This window comes from Bacillus capparidis, from assembly GCF_017832095.1.
Lineage (GTDB): Bacteria > Bacillota > Bacilli > Bacillales > Bacillaceae > Bacillus > Bacillus gobiensis.
In genome coordinates, this window is record NZ_JAFDST010000001.1 from 1,043,393 (window position 1) to 1,068,961 (window position 25,569).

Consider the following 25,569-nt stretch of genomic DNA (forward strand, 5'->3'; position numbering starts at 1 on the left):
AAGTTTATTGCGAAAGATAGTTATTAATAACTAACATAAATTATAATTCCAGCACAGAAAGCCAGTCAACAAATGACACTTGTATAAGGAAAAATAGTTCTCTTCTCCCTTTTCTTTCTTTTTATATCTAGGACAAAAGTTATTCCAATTGGAATAACTTTTCCCATAATATTATTAAACCTTCTAAAAAAAGAAAGCAGACGTTTTCAGTCCGCTTTCTTTTTATTACTCTTTTATATATCAGCCCTAATAAACTGACATCGTTTCTTCATCAATGGTTTCCAGAATTTCTTTCACCCTCGCAAGAAATCTTCCGGATACAAGTCCGTCAAGTACTCTGTGATCAATGGAAAGGCAAATATTAATCATATCTCTTATCGCAATCATATTACCCTCCATAACCATCGGACGTTTCACGATTGATTCAATTTGCAGGATAGCTGCTTGCGGATGGTTTATAATACCCATCGATTGAATGGAGCCGAATGAACCAGTATTGTTCACAGTAAACGTCCCCCCGCTCATATCCTCCGCATTCAGTGTTCCTGATCTCGCTTTTTTCGCCAGATCAACAATGTCCCTTGCAATTCCTTTGATCGTTTTATCGTCCGCATGCTTAATGACAGGTACATATAAGGCATCTTCTGCAGCAACTGCGATCGAAAGGTGAATATCTTTTTTCTGAATGATGGAATCGCCCGCCCATGTGCTATTGATTTGCGGGAATTCCTTTAATGCTTTTGCAACGGCTTTTACAAAAAACGCGAAAAAGGTAAGATTAAATCCTTCTTTTTGTTTAAATTCTTCCTTGATACGATTTCGGTAAGTAACCAAATCCGTCACATCCACCTCAACCATCATCCAAGCATGGGGAATTTCAGTTTTGCTCTTAACCATATTCGCCGCGATCGTCTTTCTGACTCCGGAAACCGGAATTTCTTTGTCGCCCGACTGTGGCAATGGTTGTGCGATTTCTGCTTTTTCTTCAGCTTGCACCATGGCTGGATCTGGCTTTTCAACACCCTTGCTGGTTTCAGGAATTGTTCCTGATTCGATGATTTTTTGCAAATCCTTTCTTGTTATACGACCGCCGGCACCTGTCCCTTCTACAAGCTGAAGATTTATGCCATTCTCTTCTGCAAGACGAAGCACAGCTGGAGAATATCGGTTTCGTTTCGATTGATCTTTAGCGCGGTTCGAAGTATTTGAATGACTTTCCTCATTCGGTTCAGAGGCAGAAATTTCTTCTACTGTGGTCTTTTTTTCTGCCTCTTCTACTTCTATTTTGCATATCGATACTCCGACTTGGAGCATCTCTCCCTCTTGTGCCGTTAATTCCGTAATTTTCCCGGAATAAGAAGATGGGATTTCCGCATTCACTTTATCTGTCATTACTTCTGCGATTGGATCATATTTCGCTACATGGTCGCCTGGTTTTACGAGCCATTTGCTGATTGTGCCTTCTGTTACGCTCTCACCTAACTGCGGCATTGCCATTTGTTCAATAGGCATAGGTCGTTACCTCCTTGATCTAAAACTCAGCCAATTCTTTCATGGCTGCTTCAACCTTGTCCGGATTCACCATAAAGTACTTTTCCATCGTTGGAGCATAAGGCATGGCTGGAACATCTGGACCGGCGAGCCTTTTAATCGGGGCATCCAAATCAAATAAGCAATGCTCTGCAATAATGGCAGCCACTTCACTCATGACGCTTCCTTCCTTCGTATCCTCTGTTAATAAAAGAACTTTCCCTGTTTTAGAAGCTGCCTCGATAATCGCTTCTTGATCAAGAGGATAGACAGTTCGCAAATCCAGAACGTGAACGGATATTCCTTCAGCTGCAAGGCGATCGGCTGCTTGCAAGGCGAAATGTACACACAGTCCGTACGTAATAACCGTGAGATCTTCTCCTTCCCGTTTTACATCTGCTTTCCCAATAGGCAAAACGTAATCATCGTCTGGTACCTCGCCTTTTATCAAACGGTAAGCTCGCTTGTGCTCGAAAAACAGAACCGGGTCTTCATCTCGTATAGCCGCCTTCAATAATCCTTTGACATCATAAGGAGTCGATGGCATGACTATTTTCAGTCCCGGCTGATTGGCAAAAATCGCTTCTACGGATTGGGAATGGTAAAGCGCGCCGTGAATCCCGCCTCCATAAGGAGCACGAATTACGATCGGGCATGTCCAGTCGCTGTTTGTCCTGTAACGAATTTTAGCAGCTTCCGATACAATTTGGTTGACTGCCGGCATGATAAAATCGGCAAATTGCATCTCTGCAATCGGACGCATCCCATACATAGCAGCGCCTATTCCCACGCCGGCGATTGCAGATTCAGCAAGCGGCGAGTCGATTACCCGTTCTTCGCCGAATTGCTCATAAAGACCTGAGGTTGCTTTAAATACTCCGCCTTTTTTTCCCACATCTTCACCAAGGACAAAAACGCGGGAGTCCCGTTCCATTTCTTCTTTCATTGCCAATGTTACCGCATCAATGTAAGATATTATTGCCATTTGTTCTCCTCCTACTCTGCAAACACATGCCTTAATGCAGCTTCAGGTTCTGCGTAAGGTGCTGCTTCCGCATATTCTGTCGCTTCATTTACTTGCTTCATTACTTCTTCTAAGATAGGTTTTTTGCTTTCTTCCGTCAGCAAACCAGACTGTGTTAGATATTCTTCATATATTTTTAATGGGTCATTCTGTTTTGCTGCTGCCAGTTCTTCCTCTTCACGGTAGATGCGGTCATCATCATCGCTTGAATGGGGCGTCATTCGGTAAGAGATCGTTTCAATCAGGGTTGGTCCTTCTCCCTTCATTGCCCGTTCTCTCGCTTCTTTCACGGCTTGGTACACAGCAAGTAAGTCGTTTCCGTCAACCGTCACACCAGGCATCCCGTACCCCACGGCACGATCTGAAATACGCTCACAGGCCACTTGCTTTTCATAGGGAACTGATATTGCGAACTTGTTATTTTCACACATGAAAATGACTGGGAGCTTATGGACGGCTGCAAAGTTTGCGCCTTCGTGAAAATCCCCCTGATTGGAGGAGCCTTCCCCAAACGTCACAAGCGTGGCAAGTTTTTTATTTTCCAAGCGACTCGCAAGCGCTATTCCAACTGCGTGTGGAACTTGAGTGGTCACAGGCGATGAGCCTGTCACGATCCGATTTTTTTTCTGACCGAAATGCCCCGGCATTTGCTTGCCGCCTGAATTGGGGTCTTCCGCTTTAGCAAAGCCCGAAAGCATAAGGTCAACAGCAGTCATTCCAAAGGAAAGCACAACCCCCATATCGCGATAATAAGGAAGGACATAATCATTTTCGCGATCCATTGCAAAAGACGCACCTACCTGAGCTGCTTCTTGTCCCTGACACGAAACAACAAAAGGGATTTTTCCTGATCGATTTAACAACCACATTCTTTCATCTATCTTCCTAGCCAGTAACATCGTTTGATACATATCAATTGCTTCAGAATCCGAAATTCCCAGCTGTTTATGTTGAGAGTTTCCCATAAAGTACCTCCTAATATTAAAAGTGAATCGCCTTTCCGTATACAGCTTGAGCTGCTTCCCCGATCGCCTCAGATAACGTCGGATGGGGATGGATTGTCTGGCCGATCTCCCAAGGCGTCGCATCAAGGACTTTAGCAAGACTCGCTTCTGAAATCATATCCGTTACATGCGGACCGATCATATGGACGCCTAAAATATCATCCGATTTTTCATCGGTAACGATTTTTACAAAACCGTCTGTTTCTCCCGCCACAAGCGCTTTGCCTACTGCTTGAAAAGGGAATTTCCCTATTTTCACTTGAAATCCTTTCGCCTTTGCTTCTTCCTCAGATAAACCAATGCTTGCTGCCTCTGGGAAAGAGTAAATGCATTTCGCCACCTGTAAGGGATCCAGAGGTTTTGGCTGCTCGCCGGCAATATGTTCTACTGCAATGATCCCTTCATGTGAGGCCACATGGGCAAGCTGCAGACCACCGATACAATCGCCGATTGCATAAATATGTGATTCTTTTGTTTGCTGCAAGTCATTCGTTTTTATGTATCCTTGTTCAATGACGATATCGGTATTTTCTAGACCGATTCCTTCAATATTCGCTTGCCTTCCGACTGAAATGAGCGCTTTATCAGCAGTAAATGTGAAAATCTCTCCATCTTTTTCGGCATCAACTTTGATTCCCGGGGTCTTTATTGCGGTATGAGGCAAAATTTTCGCGCCCGTAATCAATTCAATTCCTCTGTTCTTCAGCTGTTTCGCCATTTCTTTGCTTATGCTCTCGTCCTCTGACGGAAGTATTCGATCTGCATATTCAACGACTGTCACTTTAACGCCGAAATCATTTAGCATAGAAGCCCACTCAATTCCGATCACTCCTCCGCCGATTATCAGCATAGAAGCAGGCAGCTCTTCGAGTGAAAGCGCCTGATCAGAGGAAAGAACCGTATGCTGATCAAATTCCAGCCCGTCTAACACCTTAGGCCTTGAACCTGTTGCGATCACGACATTTTTTGGAATCAGCATTTGGTTCTCCTCCCCATTCGCCAACTCAACAGAGACTGTACCAGGGATGGGTGAAAAAATTGAAGGTCCCAAAATCCTTCCGGTGCCTTCAAAAATATCGATTTTCCCTTTCTTCAGCAAGCTTTTCACACCTTGAAACAACTGGTTGACAATTGCTTGCTTTCGTTCTTGAACCTTTAAGAAGTTAAGAGTAGCGCCTGACGTATTCTCAACCCCGAAGTCGCTTGCCTGCTGCGTCGTTCTAAATACTTCGGCGCTTCTTAAAAGCGCTTTGCTCGGTATACAGCCTTTATGCAGACACGTGCCGCCAAGCTTCTCTTTTTCAACTATTGCGACTCGCAAGCCGAGCTGTGATGCACGGATCGCAGCAACATATCCGCCCGTTCCGCCGCCGATTATCACCAGATCATATTCTGTTGCCATTTGTATCCCTCTCAATCATTCGGATGATAGTGTTTTGCGTTTTCTTGTCTATTTAAAACCCGCAATGCACCTTCTGCGAGTGCTTGCAGTTCATTCTCTCCTGGTACGACGTGCACATCGGCAATCCAATCGACATACCTTCTAATGTTCTCCACGATAAGCTTGCTGTGGGCAAGACCGCCTGTTAAAATAACCGCGTCAACCGTTCCCTGTAACACAGCGGCTGCAGCTCCTATTTCTTTCGCGATTTGATACGTCATTGCTTCATAAACCAGACGCGCTTTTTCGTTCCCTTCTTCGATCATTGTTTCTACTGAATCTGCTTGGGTCGTACCTAGATAGCCCGCAAGCCCGCTCCCTCCGATCAGCATTTTTATCACTTCATCCTTGTAATATTGTCCGGAAAAACAGAGATCGACCAAGTCACCTGTCGGAACTGTACCTGCCCTCTCACGACTGAAAGGTCCTTCCCCATGCAGACCGTTATTGACATCAATCACTTTTCCATGCCGATGTACACCTATTGTAATTCCGCCTCCCATATGGGTAATGATCAAATTTAAATCCTCATACCGTTTCTGTAAGTCTGAAGCAATCTTCCGTCCCACCGCCTTCTGATTCAAGGCATGAAAAATGCTTCTTCTCTCGATCGATGGAAATCCGGAAATCTTAGCAATAGGTTCCATCTCATCAACAACGACAGGATCAACGATAAAGGCAGGAATGTTTAAGCCTGAAGCAATTTCATTCGCTAAAATGCCGCCAAGATTTGAGACGTGCTGGCCGGCATGCCCTGTCTTTAAATCTTTAAGCATTGCCTCGTTCACCTCATAGGTGCCTCCTTCAATCGGCCGAATCAGACCGCCTCTGCCGCAAACGGCATCAAGCCTTGAAAGATTGATTCCTTGATCGTGCAAGGTTTCTAGAATCACCATTTTTCGATATGGATATTGCCCATTAATGCCCCCGAGCTTTATAAGTTCTTTCTCATCATGTCGGACGATCTTTTCAAAGATTAAACGCTCATTATGGTACACACCTATTTTTGTTGAAGTAGAACCTGGATTAATCGCAAGTATGCGATGCTCTTTTCCCCGCAATGTTACTTCCTCCAATTCAAACCCTTTACCTTCTGCTTAGTATGTGATGGCCATTTCGTAAAAACTGGCTTCTTGACCGGCGCATCCTCTCAATCCGTTCTTCAGCGAGACGGTCAGCCGCTAGATATGTCGGAATTCCATCACGATTGGAGATGCTGAGAACCTGTTCAATATTGTTATAAATGCCTTCGACCTTTTTTAGTGCACGGTCTTTGTTGTACCCATATAATTCATCAGCGACATTGATCACTCCGCCAGCATTTATCACATAATCAGGAGCGTATACGATTCCTTTTTCATGAATTAAATCCCCATGCCGTGCTTCCTTCAGCTGATTGTTCGCTGCACCAGCGATTACTTTCGCTTTTAATACCGGAATGGTTTCGTCGTTAATCGTAGCTCCGAGTGCACATGGAGAGTAAATGTCACACTCCTGCGAATAAATATCTGCCGGATCCACCGCACGTGCGCCGAATTCTTGAACGACTCGTTCGACGGCATCTTTATTTATATCCGTCACAATTAGACTTGCACCTTCTTCATGTAAATGGCGGCACAGGTTATAAGCGACATTTCCAACGCCTTGGACAGCTACCACTTTTCCCTCTAGTGAATCTGTTCCGAATGCTGCTTTAGCTGCCGCCTTCATTCCGCGATACACACCGAAAGCAGTAACAGGCGATGGGTTTCCAGAGGATCCGAAAACCGGTGAAATACCTGTAACGAAATCTGTTTCATCATGGATAATGTCCATATCCTCTTCAGTTGTCCCGACATCTTCCGCTGTAATATATCTCCCGTTTAACCCTTGAATATATCTGCCAAAAGCCCGAAACATTTCTTCGTTTTTATCTTTTTTTGGATCGCCGATGATCACTGTTTTCCCTCCGCCCAAGTTCAATCCGGCGGCTGCGTTTTTATAAGTCATACCTCTTGCAAGTCTAAGCGCATCTTCAATCGCAGATTCCTCATTTTCATATGTCCACATTCTTGTTCCGCCAAGAGCGGGGCCAAGCGTCGTATCATGAATCGCAATAATCGCCTTCAATCCAGAGGCTTCATCTTGGCAAAAAACAAGCTGTTCGTAGTCATATTTTTCCATATAACGGAATATTTCCATCTGGTTTTCCTCCTAAAATGATTCATCTTTTTTCGTGCATAACGCAAGGGCAATCGAATTGAGTTTGCTTTCAAATGAATCCGACCTGCTAGTTAAAACAATGGGAGCTCTTGCACCGGCGATGATGGCGGACACTTTTGCTCCGGCAAAATAAATGAGCGATTTATACAGAATATTACCTGCTTCAATTGTCGGTACTAATAAGATGTCCGCGTTTCCCGGTACATCTCCCGTTAATTGTTTATGTTCTGCAGATAGAGCGGAGACAGCATTATCAATGGCTAAAGGTCCATCGATCAAACAATCTTTAATTTGCCCCCTTCGATTCATTTGAGCAAGAGAAGCTGCATGTATGGTTGCTTCCATTTTCGGATTGACAGTTTCAACAGCTGCTAAAGCGGCAACTTTTGGTGAATCGACACCTAAATCTCTGGCGACCTTCACTGCATTGGTAACAATCTGCTCCAATTCCGGCAAATCCGGCTTCAAATTCATTGCAGCATCCGTTACAAACAGGAGCCGATCATATCCTTTGACTTCAAAAACTGCTACATGGGACAACAAATACTTTGTACGCAACCCATACTCTTTGTTCAATACAGCGTTTAAAAGAGTAGATGTTGGCAAATTCCCTTTCATTAGTACTTCGGCATTTTGATTTCGCACCGATTTTACTGCCTGCTCCGCAGAATCTTCGGTAGTTTCTGAATGGATCACGTCGACCCAGTCACTAGATATCGAAAGCGAAAGTTGTTCAAGCATCAATTGCAGCTTGCTGTGATTCCCAAACAGGATAAAACGGGCTATTTTATGCTCCGTCGCATGTTTTACCGCCTTAAGAACTTCAATATCTTCAGCATGGGCTACCGCAATCGTTTGAATCGGTCCGTTTTTCGCTAGATCAATTAAACCTGAAAGCTTCATCCTTTTCCTCCTCTGTGACAAGCCTTTGCATATTGATTCACAGAATTGATATAGAACTATGCAAATTATTGCACGCTATCTTTTGCAAGAGAATATTTATCCATTTTATAGTACAGACTGCGTATGCTTATTCCTAGCGCCTTTGCTGTTTTTGTCCGATTGTAATGAAATTTCTCAAGCTGCTTCTGAATATAGACGGCTTCAAAATCTTCAACTGCTGAAGATAATGTAAGATCCTCATTCAAAAGAATACTCTGTTTGCTTGCATTTTGCTTAGATGAAGCTTTCAGCTCAGGAAGATGCACATGATCGATCCATTCCGTCCTTGAATCTAAAAATATCATTGCTCTGCTGAGGGCATTCTCAAGCTCACGCACGTTTCCAGGCCATTCATACATATTCAGCTTTTTCACTGCTTTCTCCGTTATTCCCTTTACATTTCTGCCATAATCCTGATTTATTTTTTCAATCAAGATTCGGCAAAGATCCATCATATCTTCTTTCCGCTGCCTTAGGGGAGGAATTGAGATAGGGTATCTGTTTAAACGATAATATAAATCTTCAAGAAACCTTCCTTCAGCTAAGGCCTTTTCAATATTCATATTTGTGGCGCCTATAATTCTGACATTGACAGGTATCGGAAATTCGCCACCAACCCTGATGATTTCTTTCTCTTTCATCACTCTTAACAGCTTAGCCTGAGTTGCAAGAGATAATTCCCCAATTTCATCCAAAAAAATGCTGCCATTATTCGCTTCTTCAAAATACCCTTTCTTTCCGCCTCTTTTAGCGCCTGAGAAAGCTTCTTCTTCATATCCGAACAGCTCTGACTCAAGCAAAGATTCCGAAATTGCCGCGCAATTTACTCTTATAAATTTGTTATATTTCTGATTGCTTTCATTATGTATTGCATGTGCAAATAGCTCTTTTCCAGTACCGGACTCTCCTCGAAGAAGGATTGTTGCCGGTGTATTTGCGCCAAGCTTTGCCTGTTCTAGTGCGACGACCATTTCTTCGCTATGCCCAATGATATCATCAAACGTATTTTTTGCTTCCAGCGTACGAATGATATGCTTCGCCGTGTTTAATTCCGAATTCAGCTCTCTCAATTTAGATTCATCTTGAAGGATCCCGACGCTTCCCTTTAAAAATCCATCAACTATAACTGGCGCGGCATTTACAATCACGTCCTTTTTGGCAGGTCCAACCTTCAATCGGGCACCTTTTACTGGACGTCTCGATTCAAGAACCTTAACATGAATGTTTTCACCCTCGGAAATATCTATATCAGCCGGTTTTCCAATCACGTCAGATTCAGACAAACCGGTCATTTTTGTATATGCTTTATTTATCAGAGTCCCTTTGCCATTTTCATCGACAACGGATATCGCTTCATTAGAGGATTGGATAATCGCCTCTAACAATGAGCTAATCTGCTTTAGATTCGTCACTTCTTCCGCCATCTGAATGACATCAGTGATATCCTTGAATAATGCTAGTGCTCCGAGAAGTGTACCGCCATCGTCTATAATTGGAAGACGGGTTGCAATAATTTGCAAATTGGAGTTCAGCAACTGTTTTTTATTAAATTCCGCTTTCCGTGTGTTTAATATCCGAGGCAATCTGGTATTAGGAACAACGTACTTTACATTTTTACCAACCGCATCATCCCGGGAAGTCCCTATTATTTCTTCAGCAGTCTGGTTAAACAGGACGATTTCTTCATTTGAATCAATGAAAATCATTCCTTCATTCATACTGTTAAAGACTCTGCCATCCCTATAGGTTTGGGACTTGAGCGTTTGAATCAATTCCTGTTTTTCTTGAAAAAGATCGGACAAGATATGCGCCATCGGGCTTGGGATCACAGTAATATGATCAAATTTATTTTCCATTAACTGTTGAAGCAGCGCTTGATTCCCGCTCACTTCAAAGATGATGTCTATGTCCTTAGTTACATGGGTTTTCCAATCATCAGCAATGGGAATGCCATGTTGTTTTGCAAGAACCATACCTTCTGCATTAAGGTGTTTATCTATTACAGCTGCAATATTAACCATTTTTGTAGTAAGAAACATTTGTAAAAGGGCTGATCCCCCTTTACCGGCACCAATCAGCAATACATTTTGCATGACTTTACCCCTTTGTATGAAATCATTTGCAGAATTCATTGATCTATTTATTGCAAAACCTTGCACTTCCATTATCATATCATGACTTCAGATATTGACAAAACATTTTTTCACAGAGAAAATAAAAATGAGACACAGGAGGGGGATGTGTGTGGGAAGGATAATTGCATTACTTATTTTGCTTATTCCGGGAATCATTGCTGGTGTAGGAATAAAGCTAATGAGGGACACATTTTTTGGCGTTTTGGTTTCTCCTTTTTCCATCCTTTGGGTTCAAGGTTTCATAGGGATGATTTGTTTTGCTTTTGGGTTATATATCGTTGCTGGCTTTATCCTTTTCCGGGATCGAAAACGAAACAATGTAAGCGCTCGCTTCAGAAAATAAAAAACTCCTGCAGTGGAGTTTAAACTAAGCCCCATTTGCAGGAAAGTTTCATTCATTTTGAGATAAACTCGTTGATTAGATAAGAAGACCAAGCTTCATGTCCTAAAGAACTAGGTTCGTTATTCCCTTTTTCTACATATTGTTTTAATTTAGGATCCTCGATTTCCGGCCAATTTTCCCAATGATCCAGATAGTAATGACCGTTCGATTCGATGGACTTTCTCATCGATTCCATGTGCTGAGGATAGTAGGTTGTATCATAAATCGGATAAGATGGCTGTAACATAACGATTGCGTCCTTATTTGCTTTTTCGATTGACGTAATAACCATTTGAGCCACGTCTTCAGCACTTTTTGTCGAGACATTCCCATTATTTTTTAATACAAATGGCTCAAACAACACCAAATCAGGTTTTAACTCTGCGACCTTCAAATAAGATTTATCGCTAGACACATCTAACGAGTCTCTGTCACCATCTTCCGCGATAATATGAATATCAAAAACATCTTCTCCGTAAGTATCAAGAAGAGCCTCCTTAAACACCTTGGACCAAGACCCATCCTTCTCCTCAACTGCAGACGATCCATAAATGACAAATTTTAACGGTTTTTTCTCCTCTATTGCTTTTTCGATTTTATTGGCGACAACTTCCGGAAGATTCTTTGTATATGTCATATTTTCTATTTCTTTCTTTGATGAATTTTCTTCGTTATTATTTGCCGCGTCACCAGCAGCAGCTGACACTTTGCTGTCATCACTTTTAGACTTATGAGTCCAGTACAAATTTCCTATAATAATAATTGTTATGCATAGTATTACTGATAAAGCCGCCATTGCTTTTTCCAAAATCGCATCCTCCATTTGCACTATATTCTCATTCAATTTAATTATAAGGAAAAAGTTCCTTGACGGTAAATAATTGTCAAATAATTTGATAGTTTGATGAAAGAATGCTTAGAAAAAGCTACATCGCTTGAGTTGTTTTTTTCAGAAGTTTTGCCCGAATAAGTCCATTTCTAACTTGAATGCCTGCAATACTTGCCAGGAACGCCTTTATCACTCCGACGACAAGAAATGGATAAACGCCGACAGCCAAAGCCTTCGTCCACGATAAATCGAGAACCAATTTTAGCTGAACCGCACCAAACGCCAGCGTCACTATCATCCCTGCCACATTTGCGACAATTGCCATTGGCAGCGTAAAAACTGTCCGTTCCAAAATCCAACCTGTCAGAAATGCTGCGGCAACAAATCCGATAATGTAACCTCCCGTCGGACCTGCAATAATTTGTGCGCCTCCTTTAAAACCGGCAAAAACCGGTGCACCGATGGCACCAATTGCAGCGTAGCAGATCATCGAAACAGATCCAAGCCTGCTTCCCAAAATAGTTGCTGTTAACCCTACCGCCAAAGTTTGCCCGCTGATCGGAACAAACGGCAGTGGAATTTCAATTTGGGCAAAAACAGCTGTAATGGCAGCAAACATCCCACAAAGGATCACCTTACGAAGCTTTGAGTTGTTATGATTCATTTGATTTTCCTGCTTTCTATGTATGTTAACTTTATTTTATTAAGGTTAACATATCATCACTTATCAGGATAGAGGATTTTTCTCAAAACCGGGTAAAGAAAAAGAGACGCTGGAATGCGCCTCTCACTAAACCATCTCTCAATCAAATTCTATCAATGCCAACGATGCGCTTTTGCATTGCTACGTAAAATGATGTTCGTCTGAGACATTTCCGTATGCCCATTCACCTGTGACTTAGCACGTTTCGGCCTTGTCCAGTTATGATGAAAAAGCTCAGAGTGTTGATCTAATTTGTCTTTATAACTCATCAAATCACCTCAGATAGAATTTTTTGATGCGATGGGATATTCAATCAGTTGAATATCAACCTTATTTTACGCAAATTCATCTATTACATACGATCCTCCTTTTTCACAGCTTCTTGTATCTCCTCCCAGTCAGAGTACAATCCGCTTCCATTGCAGCTTGGACAAACAACTGAATGTCCTTCAAACGGACTGATGAATGAAATATGCGCTGTCCCCCGGCAAGCCGGACACTTTCCTTCTGCTTTCATTTTATTTACATGTTTGGCATGTTGAGCATGGAACCAATCTGATAGAAATGTAAATAGCTTCACGATATTCACCTTTTTAAGAAGAATTAATATTATTTATATATATTCAAATGACGGGGACAAGGTGAATGGTTATTAAACAATTTACACGTGAAGAATAAGATTTAGGAAATATTGGGCAAACTACCTTTAAAAATGAAGAGGTGTCCAAAATAATGAAATATATTTGGTCTTTTATCATAAAATTAATAGCGACTTTTGCCTTGTTGTTTTTTATTCTAAACATGGGATTCGGCATATCTTTTCAAACTGTCGTATTTATTTCGCTCATTATGAGTATTGCTGGTTATCTGTTAGGTGATTTATTCATCCTTTCAAAAACGAATAACATTCTTGCTACCCTGGCAGATTTCACGCTAGCATTTGCCCTAACTTGGATCACTCTTGATATGTTCACTGATAATCCCGGAGCTATCTTTTGGGGGACTGTTTTCGCTGTCTCAGGTCTGACAATGTTCGAATACTTCTATCATAAATTTTTTGCGATCAGTGTTTTGAATAAACATCGGATACATGAAGCTAAAGAACCTGTCATCAACCCAGCCTACACTCTTCAAACAGAAGCATCAGAAGAGTTAGATCCTGAAATAACAGAGGATGGCAAGAATAATCGCAAAAAGTGATATAGTGGAAGATTTGTTTCATGGTTAGTTATGGTTTGATTGACACATAATACAGACATACTTTTAGCGCTTGACTGTTTCTCAAGCGGCTAAACAGGGACGGGCTGTTTATCTGTTCCTGTCATTTGTTGAAGGAGGTCATATAATGGACATACAGCGTGCACAAGAAATTGTCGCTTCACCAGAAATGATTAACGTAACCTATAACGGAGTATCTGTCTATATTCAAAATATAGATGAGAAGAGCGAAATGGCCAGTATCTATCCTCTGGATGAGCCGAATAAAGAGCAAGAAATACCTCTAACAAGCTTAATGGAGCAGTAACAAAGCACTTTTTGCACCGACTACTGGCTAATTTTTGAAAGATCAATAATTTTTGGTCATATGGAGGTCTTGTTCAGGATAACACCTAATTCACATCGAAAAACGCATATCAAGTAATAAACAAAAACACTCAGAGAAATATCGTTCTGAGCGTTTTTGTTTGTTACAGTTAAGCAATTAAAGCCACCTTTATTTTAATAAATTTTGAAAATTGATTGTTTATCAAATCCTTATCCATTAAACCTTCCCATCAAAATGGTATTATAATATTTCCCGTCAGATAGAATTTTGTCTTTTTTTAAAATACCTTCCACTTCAAAACCATATTTTTTATAAAGCATTATAGCTTTATTATTGGTTTCAATAACATTCAAAGTAATTTTTTTAATTCCATTTGAGTCTGCCCAATGAACAGATTCTTTTAAAAGGTTTTTTCCTATACCATATCCCCTAAATTCTTTTAATACACAGATTCCAAATTCCACTTTATGTGACGTTCTTTTCAATCTGTTGCCTTCACATCTTGAAAAACCAACAATTCTTTCATCAACTTCAGCAACTAAAAACAGGTTATTAATACTTTCTGTATCATTTTTAATTATCTTCTTGAAACCAGTTTCATCTATGTAGGCTTCGCCTTTTTCTCTGTCTAAATTTTCTGTTTCACCATCTATTTGCAGCCTTACATCAGCCAATTTTTTCGCATCTTTTTCTATTGCTGACCTTACAATATAACGTATATTATAATTATTAAATTCTTTTGGAATAACCCTTATTACAATTTCCTCCTATCAATCTTTATTGAATTATACTTATATTACCATATAATTATAATCCCCTGTTTATTCATTTAATTTAACAATCCGAATAACACGATGACAATAGTTATTGGTATATGTGTTAATTTATTTGCGATGCAATTTCTTATTTCAAATGTGAATACTGGTTGATAAAGCGGGAGTAAAAAAGACCAATCAACATTTGAATTGGTCTGGTAATTAGTTTGCTATTTACTATGCTTTCTCCAAAAAACGGAACTACTTTATTTTTTTAGGAAAGCTTTTTAAACTCGTATTTAATTTCCATGTGTATTATTTAAACAATTAGTCCGTTGTAATATTAACTCTAAGATGCTTTATGTTCCAGCCGCAATTTATCAGCAACCATCGCAATGAATTCACTGTTTGTCGGTTTGGCTTTGGACATGCTGACGGTATATCCAGGCGTTATAGTAACGTTTTTCGACTATTTTACGTAATCTTTATCGGTAGTATTCGGAGAGCATCGCCTGGACTGCACGCACACTCACTCGCTTACCTAACGACGATAGGAACAATGCGGGAATGGCGTCAGCCCGTTGATCTAAGTACTGCGTGATCGCTCGTCTAGTGTCCGCAGGTATCGGCACATAACGTTCCTTGTTACCTTTAGCATGACGTACATGTAGCATGCCTTTGCGTTCGCTTACGTCTATGTCATCGCGGTCTAGCGCTACCAGCTCCGACACACGTAGGCCGCAGCCAAGCAACGTCATTATGATCGCATGGTCACGCTTGTTACGTTTGCGGTCAGTCTCCCGGATAATTCTATTACGCGTACTCTTATCGATCCATTCCGGGGCTTTACTCGTTAGCTTGGCCGGCTTAGTTACGCGAATATCAGCAACTGCGGCATCGTTACCGGACCACCGGCAATATGATCGTATTGCTGCGAGTTCTCTATTTACACCGGATGCACTGCGCTTCTCTACCGTTTCCAGGCGCTGTATGTAGAACTGTACGTCTGACCGGGCGAAGGTTGTAAGATTCGCGCCGCTTCCGTCAAGATAATCCGCAAACTGTTCGAGTGAAAGGCGATATGACTTAATCGTGTTTGGCGCCTTGCCCACTAATCCTTCCGCAATAAACTGATTAATGACCGCGTTTGTTTCCATCGTAATACCCCCGTTAAATAATTATGCGCAACTTTTTTCCGGTGTTATTCGCCGTAAATGGCGGGTATCTGCGACTGATCTTACAATTATTATACGCATAATTCTAATTATACGCAAGTATTATACGCATGTTTCAACCCTGGGATTTCGGAGGCAAGCGCACGCGGCCGGCGCAAGGCTGACAAATCGCGGAATATAGGTAAACTTCGGAAGGGAATCGGTTGACATATCGTTATCTGTGCGGAGATTCAAGCCGTTGGTCACAAGCGTATTTTCACTTGACTCGACGTCGAGTCATTCGAAAGCCTTCCGGAATTTATCGAACAAACTTACCGGCGCATTTAGGCGAGCTTTAATCGTAAACGCCGCTTTACGGAATGCTTCGTACAGATAGCCGTCCAGCTTGCGAATTTTACCGTGTTTAAGCTTTAAGACGACCGCGTGCCAAGCTTCTACGAAAGGCTCCGCATGATCTTCGAGTATAATCGCTGGATCTACGGAAGCTTTAGCGCGAAGCAATATACCGTAATACTTATAAATATCGTCTGCTTCAAAGTAGCGACTCATCGCGGAGTATATTTCGGCTGGCAGCGCATTTTTTAAGGCTTCGGACGGGATTACCGTATCTTTATATGTATTATTATTTATGTTTCTAGACGGAGCTTCTTCGGTATGACATTCCGGTGTGACATGCGCCAATATCTCGATCAAATTAGACGTCTGCCTGCGGTCGCCCGTCTGACGCATCCGTTTCGATTGACGGATGATTCCGAGCTGTTCCAGGCGATTACATACGCGAATTACTTGACGGCGTGACTTGCCGACAAGCTCTGCGATAGTTGACTTCGCAAGAAAAGACCGGCCGATTTCCTTGCAGCTATAACGCGATAATACGTCAAGGACTTCCGTCTCGGTTGCGGTTAGTTGATGATTCCGCTTGTGAGCGCGGACTGTGGCGTTTAGTTCTTCGATTGATTTCATTTCGTTCTCTCCCCGTTTAGAGAGCGCACACCCGTACATATGTTCGTTAAAAACCGCATAATGAAGAAACGTTGACTTCAACGATTTTTCGCGATAATATGTAGTTACCTAAGTAAATCTGGCGTTTGGCTGTTCCCGCAGCCGGCGCTCTTTTTTTGTTTTTTATATTTTTAGATTATTTAAAGGCGAATGTCTTTGGTATTTCTTCGCGACTTCATCGTCGGTAAAATCCAAGTATGCTTTTTGCGTTACCTCTACATTAGAATGGCCGAGTATTCGCGATAAGGTTACAAAGTCCCCGCCATTTAAGAGGTAATACTTAGCAAAGTTATTGCGCAATTGATGCGGAGTCACTTCAATACCCACAGAGTTAGTGATCTTTTTTAATCCTTTTTCAAACGCACTAACATCCTGCTTATTTCCTCTATTTGTCGGAAACAGATATGCGCTATCACTGAAGCGATCTCTATATTGCATCCATCTCCGTAAATCCGTAGACAGCTTGTCCGAAATAAACACATACCTTTGCTTCTTGTTTTTAGGATTGGTAATTAAAATCGACTTCGCTCTAAAGTCTAAATCCTCCGGCTTCAATTCCACGCATTCACCGATCCGAATGCCGGTATCTAATATCAATCGCAGAGAAATCCATATACGATAGCCGTGGAAAGTAGACGTATCTATCGCGCCAAACAATGTTTTTAGTTCTTGTGGAGAAAGAAGCCGTTTCTTTTTCCTTTGCGGCTTAATATTCGCAATCGCGCTCGCTGGGCTTTCCTTGATTTCTTTTTCGGCCTCCAAGAAATTAAAGAACACCTTTATATTGCGCAAGTAGTTCGCTATTGTCGTATCGCTGATCGGTTTCGTACGGTCGGACCGTGAATCCGGATTGTTAGACGCCTTGCTATCGTTGTTAGAAACTACGGTATATTTGCCGCGTTCCCGTAAATGTTTGATGTAATTTCGGATATGTGCTGGCTTTACCTCGCGGGGATCTTCTATCTTAAATTCATTGCGGAGGTACATCGAAAAGAGACGGAGAGTTTGATCGTAACTTTTCTTCGTCTTATCGGATAGGTTTTTTGAATCGCAGTAAATCATGAAATTATCGAACTGAAATTCGAACTCATTAAACAACAAAAACGCCCCCTTTTTCCGCGGTTACATACGGTAAAGAGGACGTAAAATATAGTCGGTAAGTTTTCGCAACATTTATCGGTGTGTTTCCGATATTTATCGGTAACTTCCGTGTGGTGTAAACCTTCACAAACGTTGATACACCGCCATTATGACGCGTTCTTCTCCAGCCGCAATTTATCAGCAACCATCGCAATGAATTCACTGTTTGTCGGTTTGGCTTTGGACATGCTGACAGTATATCCAAACAATGAGGAAATGGAATCGATGTTGCCGCGGCTCCAAGCAACCTCTATGGCGTGACGGATTGCGCGTTCTACCCTGCTTGCTGTCGTGTTGAATTTTTTTGCAATATCTGGGTATAACACTTTTGTGATGCTGCCTAAAAGTTCAATATCGTTATAGACCATGCTGATCGCTTCACGCAAATACATATACCCTTTAATATGTGCTGGTACGCCAATTTCATGAATAATGCTTGTAATGCTTGCATCAAGATTTTTCTTTTTCGGCTCCGGCTGAGGTCTGATGAAACTGCTTTGAGAAGCCGACCGGTGCATAGACGGCTGTCCGTTTCCGCTTACCTGACGAATATGCCCGACCAAATTTTCCATATCAAACGGCTTGAGAATAAAGTAAGAGGCGCCGAGTTCCACAGCCTTTTTTGTTACATCCTCTTGGCCAAAAGCTGTCAGCATAATGACGTTTGGCTGTTTATTCAGCTGGGTTGACCTTACTCTTTCAAGAACAGCAAGTCCGTCCAGATGAGGCATAATAATGTCCAGAACAAGCACATCAGGCTCTTTATCTTTAAATAAAGAAAGACAGTCCTGTCCGTTATATGCAACGCCCAGTATTTCCATATCCTCCTGGCCGTTAATGTATTCACTTAAAAGTCCTACAAGCTCACGATTGTCATCAGCTACACACACTTTAATTTTCCCCACTTTGGTTCCTCCCTGTAATGTAATTCTTCTTTATACACTTCATTCGACAAAACCAATGCATTCCCTTTAAAAAAAATTCATTTCAGCAATACTAGTGGTTTATCTTCGATATTCTCACTATTTCTTGATTATTCGACTAAAGGTGCTATTTGACAATCAGCTTAATTTCAGTTTGTCGAATTTTCTTTCTTTTCTTCTATATTACCCTACATTCATTTTAAGTAAAAGTTGATCAAGAAAAAAACTGCCGAATTTTTCCGGCAGTCAACTTGCTTTTTTTTCGCTGCTGTATATATCAATTCCAGCTTCTCTAAGCATCCATTCAATGTGGACACCGTAACCGCTTGTTGGATCGTTGACAAAAACATGGGTCACAGCACCGATAATTTTTCCATTCTGGATAATCGGGCTGCCGCTCATCCCTTGAACAATTCCGCCCGTTTTCTTTAAGAGCGCGGGATCCGTTACTTTTAGAACCATTCCCTTTGTAGCAGGGAACTTTTGAGAAGTTGTACTTACGATTTCAATATTGAATCGTTCTACCTTGTCTTTTTCAACAACCGTCAATATTTCCGCCGGTCCTTTTTTCACTTCATTCGAAAGAGCAACTGGAAGTGCTTGATCAGCGATTTGGTTTTCTAACGATTGGTTAAGCGTTCCGAATATGCCAAATGGGCTGTTTCGATTGATATCTCCAATAATTTTTTTCTCTGAAGAAAATCGTGCCAGCTTTTCTCCTGGATTTCCACCTGTTCCTTTTTCTATTGAAGTCACAGTTGATCGTACGATTTGGCCATTTTCGACGACAATCGGTTTTTTTGTATCCATGTCGGAAATGACGTGCCCTAGCGCACCGTATTTTTTCGATTTCGGTTCAAAAAAAGTCATTGTTCCTATTCCTGCTGCTGAATCACGGATATATAAGCCAATTCGATAAAGATTTTCAGATTGGTCTTTTTCTGGAATAAGCTTGGTAACCATTTTTTTATTGTCTCGTTTGATTTGCAATTGAAGAGGTTCACCGGTTTTTCCCGCTTCTTGAATGAACGGGGCAATGTCCTTCATCTTTTCTATTTTCTTTCCATTGATTTCGGTAATAATATCTCCTATATAAATCCCGGCTGTTTCACCAGGAGATTTTTTTCCGTTTATCGTATCAATTTGATGAAAGCCTACAACTAATACACCTAGAGAATGAAGCTTTACGCCAATAGACTGGCCACCGGGTACGACCCTTAAATCATTTAATACGTGTACCTTTGTTTTTTTCAACGGGAACCCTGCAAATTCGTAAATCAATTCCCCATTCCCGTTTTTTTCGCCGCTGACTTCAACTTCATTTTTCGTAAATTTTAACGAAAATGCTTCTGACGGGCTGTTTTCCGCAGGTAAAGCGGTCGAAACAGTCTGCGAGCTGTTTTCAAATATAGTTAATTGATTCGGAATTTCCATGTATTGTTTAAATGGTTTATAAAACCCCAGGCTTATCAAAGAAACAAGGAGAATTAACCCAACTGCTTTCCTGATTTTTTCTGCATCCACCTTTTCACTCTCCTCGCACCTACCACACCGTTTATTGGTGACACTAATACTTTTGCCTTCTCGGAAGGGTTTTATAACTGTCTGAAAGAGAAAAACAATGGATAAAATGATAATAAAAATAAAAAATATAGTGAATAGCTCGTGTAAGCAAAAGAAAAAGAAAAAAGCCGCAATTATGCAGCTTTTATCCTACAGTTTTTACATGATTTGCTTGATGGAGCAGCTCCTTGGCGTGCTGTTTCGTTAAGTCGGTTACTTCAACTCCCGCAATCATTCGGCCGATTTCTGCGATCTTTTCATCGTGGGAAAGCGGAGCGACCTTTGTCGTTGTTCTTCCAGCGCGTGATTTTTTGGAAATAAACAAATGGGTATCCGCCATTGCTGCAACCTGCGGTAAGTGTGTGATACACAAAACCTGAGAGCCTATGGAAACCTTTTGGATTTTTTCAGCAATCGCTTGAGCCACTCGTCCGCTTACCCCGGTATCCACCTCATCAAATATAATTGATGTGACACCCTGGTGATTGGATAGTATCCTTTTCATGGCAAGCATAATTCGAGAAAGCTCACCTCCGGATGCAACTTTTGAAAGCGATTTTAATGGCTCTCCCGTATTCGTGGATAATAGGAAACGAATGTCGTCATAGCCATACTTCGATAATTGCACAGGTACGCCATTTACCTTGGGCTGCGCTTCATCATTTGCCGATTTTAAAGTAAATTCAGTTTCAAAAACCGTTTTCTCCATATAAAGCTCTTTCAGTTCCTTATGGATTTGCTTCGCAAGCTTTTTGGCTGACTTTTTGCGAATGTCAGATACATTCTTTGCTTCAAGAACGATATCCTTGCTAAGTGATTCCAGTTCGGATTGAAGGGCGAGCAAGCGGCTGTCCCGATTTTCAATACTGTCGATTTCTTCTTCAATTTTCGCTGAATAGCTTTGAATTTCTTCGATGGTAGACCCGTATTTTCGCTTTAACTGTTTAATTTCATTCAGTCTGGCTTCGATCGTATCAAGTCGGGCCGGATCGTATTCCATTTCATCCAAAAGATTTCTCATTTGGAATGTTGATTCTTCAAGTAGATAATACGAATTTGAAATATTTTCTGATAGCGTTTTGAGTTGGTCATTGATATCTGAAATGCCTTCTAGTTGACTTGAAGCCATTCCGACCCAATCCAGTCCCCCTTGCTCATTTCTTAAAGCATGATAGGCATTTTGGACACCTTCAAAGATCTGTTCAAAATTCGAAATTTTCTCTTTTTCACCTGATAGCTGCTGGTCTTCACCAGGGGTTAAATTCGCAGATTCAATTTCGTCTAGCTGAAATTGAATAAGATCGAGGCGATGTGCCAATTCCTGTTCATTTTCTGACAGCTCGGACAATTTTTTGCGCAGCGCAGTATATTTCTCATAGCCTGACTGATATTCCTTCAGCGCTTCTTTTAATGGTTTTCCCGCAAACTCGTCAAGAACATACAAATGGTTTTCTTCTTCCATAAGCATCTGGTTGTCATGCTGTCCATGTATATCCAACAAAAGACGACCCAATTCCCTCAAGATCGAAATCGTGACAAGTTTGCCGTTAATTCGGCAGACGCTTTTTCCGCTTTGATAAATATCTCTTCGTAAAATGATCATACCATCACTCGCATCAATACCAAATTTACGGCATGCGATAAAGGCCGGATGATCTTCCTCTAAAAGAAACAACCCCTCTAGCTCAGACTTATCTTCTCCAAACCTGACAAATTCGGCGGAGCCTCTACCTCCAACCAAAAGTGAGATGGAATCGATAATAATCGATTTTCCTGCACCCGTTTCTCCTGTCAGCACAGTCAATCCTTTTTCAAAGGAGATTGTTAATTCTTCAATGATAGCAAAGTTCTTTACTGATAACTCGGCTAGCAAGCTTATCACACCTCTTCTTTAAAATTATCTGTATAAATAGGAAAGCCATGCAAAAGAGATCTATCCTTTAGTGAAGATTCACTATATTAAAGAAGCTCCAACAATCGGGCAGATATTAACTCTGTATCTTCAACGGATCTGCAAATGATTAATATCGTATCATCTCCGCAAATAGTCCCTAATACTTCAGCCCAGTCCAATTTATCCAACAATGCTCCTATCGATTGAGCATTTCCGGGCATTGTTTTTAGGACGATAAAATGGCTGGTTGAATCAATTTTTACAAATGAGTCAATAAGAGCCCGTTTCAATTTGGAAAGCGGATTAAATCGATGATCTGACGGAAGGCTATATTTATAAGCTCCTTTGCTGGTTGGAACTTTTACTAAATGGAGTTCCTTAATATCTCTTGATACCGTTGCCTGTGTGACATTAAACCCTTCATTTCTCAGAATTTCCACAAGTTCATCCTGCGTTTCAATTTCTTCATTTGTGATGATTTCCCTAATTTTTATATGCCTTTGACCTTTTGTCATCTTTGCCTCCTGATTGCTATTCCTCTTATTATGTCCATGTTAACGGATAATGGTTAAAAAGTATATCTCTATATAAAAAGGAATAATAGAAAACCTATTATTCCATAACGTCCGTTTTTTTTTGTTTTAAGCTCATATGGGCTTCCTTCACTACGGTAGATATCATTTCGTCGCTTAAATCAACACCGCCTGACTCAGGTCCTTCCCAAGAAAGATGAAGCAAAAATTCAATATTTCCATCTCCTCCTGTAATCGGAGAAAATGAAATCCCCTTGCACTGATATCCTTCGTTACTGGAAAAAGCGGATATTTCTTTAATCACTGAGGCATGAACCTCAGGATCTCTAACTATCCCCTTTTTTCCGACCAATTCTCGCCCGGCTTCAAATTGAGGCTTGATCAAGGCAATACAGTCGCTGTTTTCTGTTAAGATCTTTTTTAATACAGGCAGGATAAGCTTCAAGGAGATAAAAGAAACATCAATCGTTGCAAATTCAGGCATCCCGGAATGAAATTCCTCCGGAGTTGAGTAGCGAAAATTTGTCCTTTCCATGACGACGACACGCTCATCCTGCCTTAGCTTCCAGGCAAGCTGATTATAGCCGACATCCACAGCATAAGATAATTTTGCTCCATTTTGCAAAGCACAATCGGTAAACCCGCCTGTGGATGAGCCAATATCAATGATGATTTTATCTTTAACGTTTACTTGAAAAAGCGATAACGCTTTTTCAAGCTTAAGTCCTCCCCTGCTGACGTATTTTAAAGGATTTCCTTTTATAGTGAGGGGGGAGCTTCGGTCTATTTTTTCTCCAGGCTTGTCTAATCTCGTTTCGTTCGAAAATACAACTCCTGCCATAATAGCTCGTTTTGCTTTTTCTCGAGTTTCGATAAGCCCTCGTTCTACTAATAAAACATCCAATCGTTCTTTTTTGCCGGTCATGATCCAATTCCTTTTCGATGATTCGCGAAGGTAAGCCGGCGAATTCGATGCACGATCTGATCAACCGTTAATCCGACTTCCTCCAATAGCTTTGGCACGCTTCCGTGTTCGATGAAACGATCTGGAATCCCCATACGGTCAATTAACGGATGACGACTCGATTCATCATAGGCAAATTCAAGCACGGCGCTTCCAAAACCTCCTTGAAGAACCGCCTCCTCTATTGTCAGAATCGGCAGACCGTCTGAAAGGATTTTTTTGAGCATCTTTTCATCTAACGGCTTGATGAAACGTGCATTCACAACCCGCACAGATCGGCCTTCTTTTTGCAGCTCCTCAGCAGCTTTTAAAGCCATCTGAATCGTCGTGCCAAACGTTAAGATGACAGCGTCCGTTCCAGGCCGGAGCACTTCCCATGTTCCAATCGGAATCGTTTTTAATTCAGAATCGAGTTTTACGCCTATTCCATTGCCTCTCGGGTAACGCATAGCAATCGGTCCATCGTTATATTGTATCGCAGTATTGACCATATGCTGGCCTTCATTTTCATCCTTCGGCATCATTAGCACCATATTTGGCAGATGACGCATGAACGCTATGTCAAATACACCTTGGTGGGTTTCTCCATCTGCCCCAACAAGTCCGGCTCGATCGATACCGATAAAAACATTGAGGTTTTGTCTGCATATATCGTGGACAACTTGATCGTATGCCCGCTGCAAAAACGTAGAATAAATCGCAAGAAACGGCTTCATGTTTTGTGTTGCAAGTCCGGCCGCCATAGTGGTCGCGTGCTGTTCGGCAATTCCGACGTCAAACATCCGATCAGGGAACTCGCTTGCAAAACCTTCGAGCTTCGAACCTACAGGCATCGCAGGGGTAATTGCTACAATCCGGTCATCCTTTCTGGCTAGCTTTCGCACCGTTTCACTTACGAGAGCACTCCATGCAGGTGCAGCTGCCTTCGGCTTGACGAAATCGCCTGTATCCATTTTATAAGGACCCGGACCATGCCAAGTTCCGATTGTATCCGTTTCAGCCGGTTTATAGCCTTTTCCTTTTTTCGTAATGACGTGAAGAAGTACCGGTCCATTCGTTTTTTTGGCAGCTTGCAGATTGCTGAATAATTCTTCATAAGAATGCCCATCTACAGGTCCATAATAAGTGAAACCAAGCTCTTCAAAAAACATGCCGGAAACAAGCAGATACTTCAAGCTGTCTTTCACTCGTTCAGCAGTAGAAGCAAGCTTGCCTCCTACAGCAGGAATCCGTTTTAGCAGATATTCCAATTCATCCTTCACCCATTGATATTTTCCGGCAGTGCGAAGACGGCTTAGCATTGTATGAATGGCACCAACGTTTGGAGCTATGCTCATTTCATTGTCATTCAGGATCACGATCATATCTTTCTGTTCATGGCCAATGTGATTTAACGCTTCTAGAGCCATTCCGCCGGTTAAAGCGCCATCTCCGATAATTGGCACGATAAACTCCTTGGTACCTTTCAGATCCCGTGCTGCAGCCATACCCATTGCACCTGACAAAGAAGTGGAGCTATGGCCTGTTTCCCACACATCATGCTCACTTTCGTCTCGTTTCGGAAAGCCGCATAGTCCTTTATATTGGCGGATCGTATCAAAGTCTTTTCCTCTTCCAGTCAAAAGCTTGTGGACATAAGATTGGTGGCCGACATCCCAAAGAAATTTATCAGTTGGGCTGTTAAATTCTTTATGAAGAGCGACAGTTAGCTCCACGACACCTAAATTCGGTCCGATATGCCCTCCTGACACCGATAATGTTTCAATTAAAAAAGAACGAATGTCAGCACTAAGTTCGTATAGATCATCAATGGATAGTTTTTTTAAAAATGCCGGGTCTTTTATTGATAATAGATCCAACTGGATCAACTCACTTTCAGCTT

General features: G+C 41.5%; 25 protein-coding genes and 1 pseudogene. 3 read left to right on the forward strand and 23 right to left on the reverse strand.

Translation table 11 applies throughout. The annotated features are described in order from the left end of the window. Nucleotides 1-246 precede the first annotated feature (246 nt). The 8 genes from JOC74_RS05235 to JOC74_RS05270 form a co-directional block, all read right to left on the reverse strand. A complete protein-coding gene (locus tag JOC74_RS05235) occupies nt 247-1,512 on the reverse strand; it encodes a dihydrolipoamide acetyltransferase family protein (RefSeq protein ID WP_053603286.1) in 1,266 nt (421 codons plus the stop codon). Between the two features lie 19 nt (nt 1,513-1,531). Continuing rightward, complete coding sequence (locus JOC74_RS05240) at nt 1,532-2,515, reverse strand: alpha-ketoacid dehydrogenase subunit beta (protein ID WP_053603287.1); 984 nt, start codon at nt 2,513-2,515, stop codon at nt 1,532-1,534. Between the two features lie 11 nt (nt 2,516-2,526). Further along, entirely contained in the window at nt 2,527-3,519 is a 993-nt protein-coding gene (locus JOC74_RS05245) for a thiamine pyrophosphate-dependent dehydrogenase E1 component subunit alpha (protein WP_053603288.1), read from the reverse strand. 16 nt (nt 3,520-3,535) lie between these two features. After that, nucleotides 3,536-4,960: a dihydrolipoyl dehydrogenase gene (lpdA, locus tag JOC74_RS05250; RefSeq protein ID WP_053603289.1), complete on the reverse strand. Its 1,425-nt coding sequence runs from the start codon at nt 4,958-4,960 to the stop codon at nt 3,536-3,538. An 11-nt stretch (nt 4,961-4,971) separates the two neighbouring features. Further along, nucleotides 4,972-6,060, reverse strand: coding sequence for a butyrate kinase (gene buk, locus JOC74_RS05255; RefSeq protein ID WP_053603290.1), 1,089 nt, complete (start codon nt 6,058-6,060; stop codon nt 4,972-4,974). A gap of 25 nt (nt 6,061-6,085) precedes the next feature. Next, nucleotides 6,086-7,180, reverse strand: a complete 1,095-nt coding sequence (gene bcd / locus JOC74_RS05260) for a branched-chain amino acid dehydrogenase (RefSeq protein ID WP_053603291.1) — start codon at nt 7,178-7,180, stop codon at nt 6,086-6,088. 12 nt (nt 7,181-7,192) lie between these two features. Beyond that, nucleotides 7,193-8,104, reverse strand: a complete 912-nt coding sequence (yqiS, locus tag JOC74_RS05265; RefSeq protein WP_053603292.1) for a phosphate butyryltransferase — start codon at nt 8,102-8,104, stop codon at nt 7,193-7,195. Nucleotides 8,105-8,169: 65 nt separating this feature from the next. Next, the gene (locus JOC74_RS05270; RefSeq protein WP_053603293.1) at nt 8,170-10,236 is read right to left on the reverse strand and encodes a sigma-54 interaction domain-containing protein; all 2,067 of its coding nucleotides are present in this window, start codon (nt 10,234-10,236) and stop codon (nt 8,170-8,172) included. A gap of 151 nt (nt 10,237-10,387) precedes the next feature. On the opposite strand from JOC74_RS05270, the gene JOC74_RS05275 reads away from it, so the two are divergent. Further along, a complete protein-coding gene (locus JOC74_RS05275) occupies nt 10,388-10,621 on the forward strand; it encodes a DUF2627 domain-containing protein (protein ID WP_053603294.1) in 234 nt (77 codons plus the stop codon). A 52-nt stretch (nt 10,622-10,673) separates the two neighbouring features. Here JOC74_RS05275 and JOC74_RS05280 read toward each other — a convergent pair whose 3' ends face one another. The 4 genes from JOC74_RS05280 to JOC74_RS05295 all read right to left on the reverse strand — a co-directional run bounded on the left by JOC74_RS05280 (nt 10,674) and on the right by JOC74_RS05295 (nt 12,772). Then, a complete protein-coding gene (locus JOC74_RS05280; RefSeq protein ID WP_053603295.1) occupies nt 10,674-11,468 on the reverse strand; it encodes a hypothetical protein in 795 nt (264 codons plus the stop codon). Nucleotides 11,469-11,586: 118 nt separating this feature from the next. Beyond that, complete coding sequence (locus JOC74_RS05285) at nt 11,587-12,153, reverse strand: biotin transporter BioY (RefSeq protein ID WP_053603296.1); 567 nt, start codon at nt 12,151-12,153, stop codon at nt 11,587-11,589. 152 nt (nt 12,154-12,305) lie between these two features. Continuing rightward, on the reverse strand, nt 12,306-12,461 hold the full coding sequence (locus tag JOC74_RS05290) for a YpzG family protein (protein ID WP_082363860.1): 156 nt from the start codon (nt 12,459-12,461) through the stop codon (nt 12,306-12,308). A gap of 83 nt (nt 12,462-12,544) precedes the next feature. After that, on the reverse strand, nt 12,545-12,772 hold the full coding sequence (locus tag JOC74_RS05295; protein ID WP_053603297.1) for a hypothetical protein: 228 nt from the start codon (nt 12,770-12,772) through the stop codon (nt 12,545-12,547). Nucleotides 12,773-12,924: 152 nt separating this feature from the next. Between JOC74_RS05295 and JOC74_RS05300 the strand changes: the two genes are divergently transcribed. Then, on the forward strand, nt 12,925-13,392 hold the full coding sequence (locus tag JOC74_RS05300; RefSeq protein ID WP_053603298.1) for a YndM family protein: 468 nt from the start codon (nt 12,925-12,927) through the stop codon (nt 13,390-13,392). 145 nt (nt 13,393-13,537) lie between these two features. Next, nucleotides 13,538-13,717, forward strand: a complete 180-nt coding sequence (locus JOC74_RS05305) for a small acid-soluble spore protein H (protein WP_211086064.1) — start codon at nt 13,538-13,540, stop codon at nt 13,715-13,717. 230 nt (nt 13,718-13,947) lie between these two features. Here the strand turns inward: JOC74_RS05305 and JOC74_RS05310 are convergent, their stop codons facing one another. From JOC74_RS05310 to dxs, 11 genes and pseudogenes are all read right to left on the reverse strand, one after another. Further along, on the reverse strand, nt 13,948-14,493 hold the full coding sequence (locus JOC74_RS05310; protein WP_053603299.1) for a GNAT family N-acetyltransferase: 546 nt from the start codon (nt 14,491-14,493) through the stop codon (nt 13,948-13,950). Between the two features lie 349 nt (nt 14,494-14,842). Next, nucleotides 14,843-14,938 (reverse strand): annotated as a pseudogene (locus JOC74_RS05315) (sporulation initiation factor Spo0A C-terminal domain-containing protein); the annotation flags it as partial. Nucleotides 14,939-14,978: 40 nt separating this feature from the next. Further along, nucleotides 14,979-15,650, reverse strand: a complete 672-nt coding sequence (locus JOC74_RS05320; protein ID WP_211086065.1) for a tyrosine-type recombinase/integrase — start codon at nt 15,648-15,650, stop codon at nt 14,979-14,981. Between the two features lie 294 nt (nt 15,651-15,944). Next, entirely contained in the window at nt 15,945-16,712 is a 768-nt protein-coding gene (locus JOC74_RS05325) for a helix-turn-helix domain-containing protein (protein WP_225970343.1), read from the reverse strand. 81 nt (nt 16,713-16,793) lie between these two features. Beyond that, nucleotides 16,794-17,768: a tyrosine-type recombinase/integrase gene (locus JOC74_RS05330; RefSeq protein ID WP_376773336.1), complete on the reverse strand. Its 975-nt coding sequence runs from the start codon at nt 17,766-17,768 to the stop codon at nt 16,794-16,796. Between the two features lie 149 nt (nt 17,769-17,917). Next, nucleotides 17,918-18,715 (reverse strand): sporulation transcription factor Spo0A, encoded by a 798-nt coding sequence (spo0A, locus tag JOC74_RS05335; RefSeq protein WP_053603322.1) that lies wholly within the window; start codon nt 18,713-18,715, stop codon nt 17,918-17,920. 264 nt (nt 18,716-18,979) lie between these two features. After that, nucleotides 18,980-20,257, reverse strand: coding sequence for a SpoIVB peptidase (gene spoIVB, locus JOC74_RS05340; protein WP_053603323.1), 1,278 nt, complete (start codon nt 20,255-20,257; stop codon nt 18,980-18,982). A 184-nt stretch (nt 20,258-20,441) separates the two neighbouring features. Continuing rightward, the gene (gene recN, locus JOC74_RS05345) at nt 20,442-22,169 is read right to left on the reverse strand and encodes a DNA repair protein RecN (protein ID WP_053603324.1); all 1,728 of its coding nucleotides are present in this window, start codon (nt 22,167-22,169) and stop codon (nt 20,442-20,444) included. Between the two features lie 86 nt (nt 22,170-22,255). After that, the gene (ahrC, locus tag JOC74_RS05350; protein WP_053603325.1) at nt 22,256-22,705 is read right to left on the reverse strand and encodes a transcriptional regulator AhrC/ArgR; all 450 of its coding nucleotides are present in this window, start codon (nt 22,703-22,705) and stop codon (nt 22,256-22,258) included. Nucleotides 22,706-22,802: 97 nt separating this feature from the next. Further along, nucleotides 22,803-23,648, reverse strand: a complete 846-nt coding sequence (locus JOC74_RS05355; protein ID WP_053603326.1) for a TlyA family RNA methyltransferase — start codon at nt 23,646-23,648, stop codon at nt 22,803-22,805. Next, nucleotides 23,645-25,546, reverse strand: coding sequence for a 1-deoxy-D-xylulose-5-phosphate synthase (gene dxs / locus JOC74_RS05360; protein ID WP_053603327.1), 1,902 nt, complete (start codon nt 25,544-25,546; stop codon nt 23,645-23,647). The genes JOC74_RS05355 and dxs overlap by 4 nt, the downstream gene beginning before the upstream one ends. Nucleotides 25,547-25,569 lie beyond the last annotated feature (23 nt).

Coding starts and splice junctions, on each gene's coding strand:
- ahrC (WP_053603325.1), bottom strand. CDS start 22,705: ATGACAAAAGGTCAAAGGCATATAAAAATTAGGGAAATCATCACAAAT.
- yqiS (WP_053603292.1), bottom strand. CDS start 8,104: ATGAAGCTTTCAGGTTTAATTGATCTAGCGAAAAACGGACCGATTCAA.
- JOC74_RS05290 (WP_082363860.1), bottom strand. CDS start 12,461: ATGAGTTATAAAGACAAATTAGATCAACACTCTGAGCTTTTTCATCAT.
- JOC74_RS05355 (WP_053603326.1), bottom strand. CDS start 23,648: ATGACCGGCAAAAAAGAACGATTGGATGTTTTATTAGTAGAACGAGGG.
- JOC74_RS05320 (WP_211086065.1), bottom strand. CDS start 15,650: ATGGAAACAAACGCGGTCATTAATCAGTTTATTGCGGAAGGATTAGTG.
- JOC74_RS05270 (WP_053603293.1), bottom strand. CDS start 10,236: ATGCAAAATGTATTGCTGATTGGTGCCGGTAAAGGGGGATCAGCCCTT.
- lpdA (WP_053603289.1), bottom strand. CDS start 4,960: ATGGCAACAGAATATGATCTGGTGATAATCGGCGGCGGAACGGGCGGA.
- JOC74_RS05285 (WP_053603296.1), bottom strand. CDS start 12,153: ATGAATCATAACAACTCAAAGCTTCGTAAGGTGATCCTTTGTGGGATG.
- JOC74_RS05305 (WP_211086064.1), top strand. CDS start 13,538: ATGGACATACAGCGTGCACAAGAAATTGTCGCTTCACCAGAAATGATT.
- JOC74_RS05235 (WP_053603286.1), bottom strand. CDS start 1,512: ATGCCTATTGAACAAATGGCAATGCCGCAGTTAGGTGAGAGCGTAACA.
- bcd (WP_053603291.1), bottom strand. CDS start 7,180: ATGGAAATATTCCGTTATATGGAAAAATATGACTACGAACAGCTTGTT.
- JOC74_RS05300 (WP_053603298.1), top strand. CDS start 12,925: ATGAAATATATTTGGTCTTTTATCATAAAATTAATAGCGACTTTTGCC.
- JOC74_RS05245 (WP_053603288.1), bottom strand. CDS start 3,519: ATGGGAAACTCTCAACATAAACAGCTGGGAATTTCGGATTCTGAAGCA.
- JOC74_RS05240 (WP_053603287.1), bottom strand. CDS start 2,515: ATGGCAATAATATCTTACATTGATGCGGTAACATTGGCAATGAAAGAA.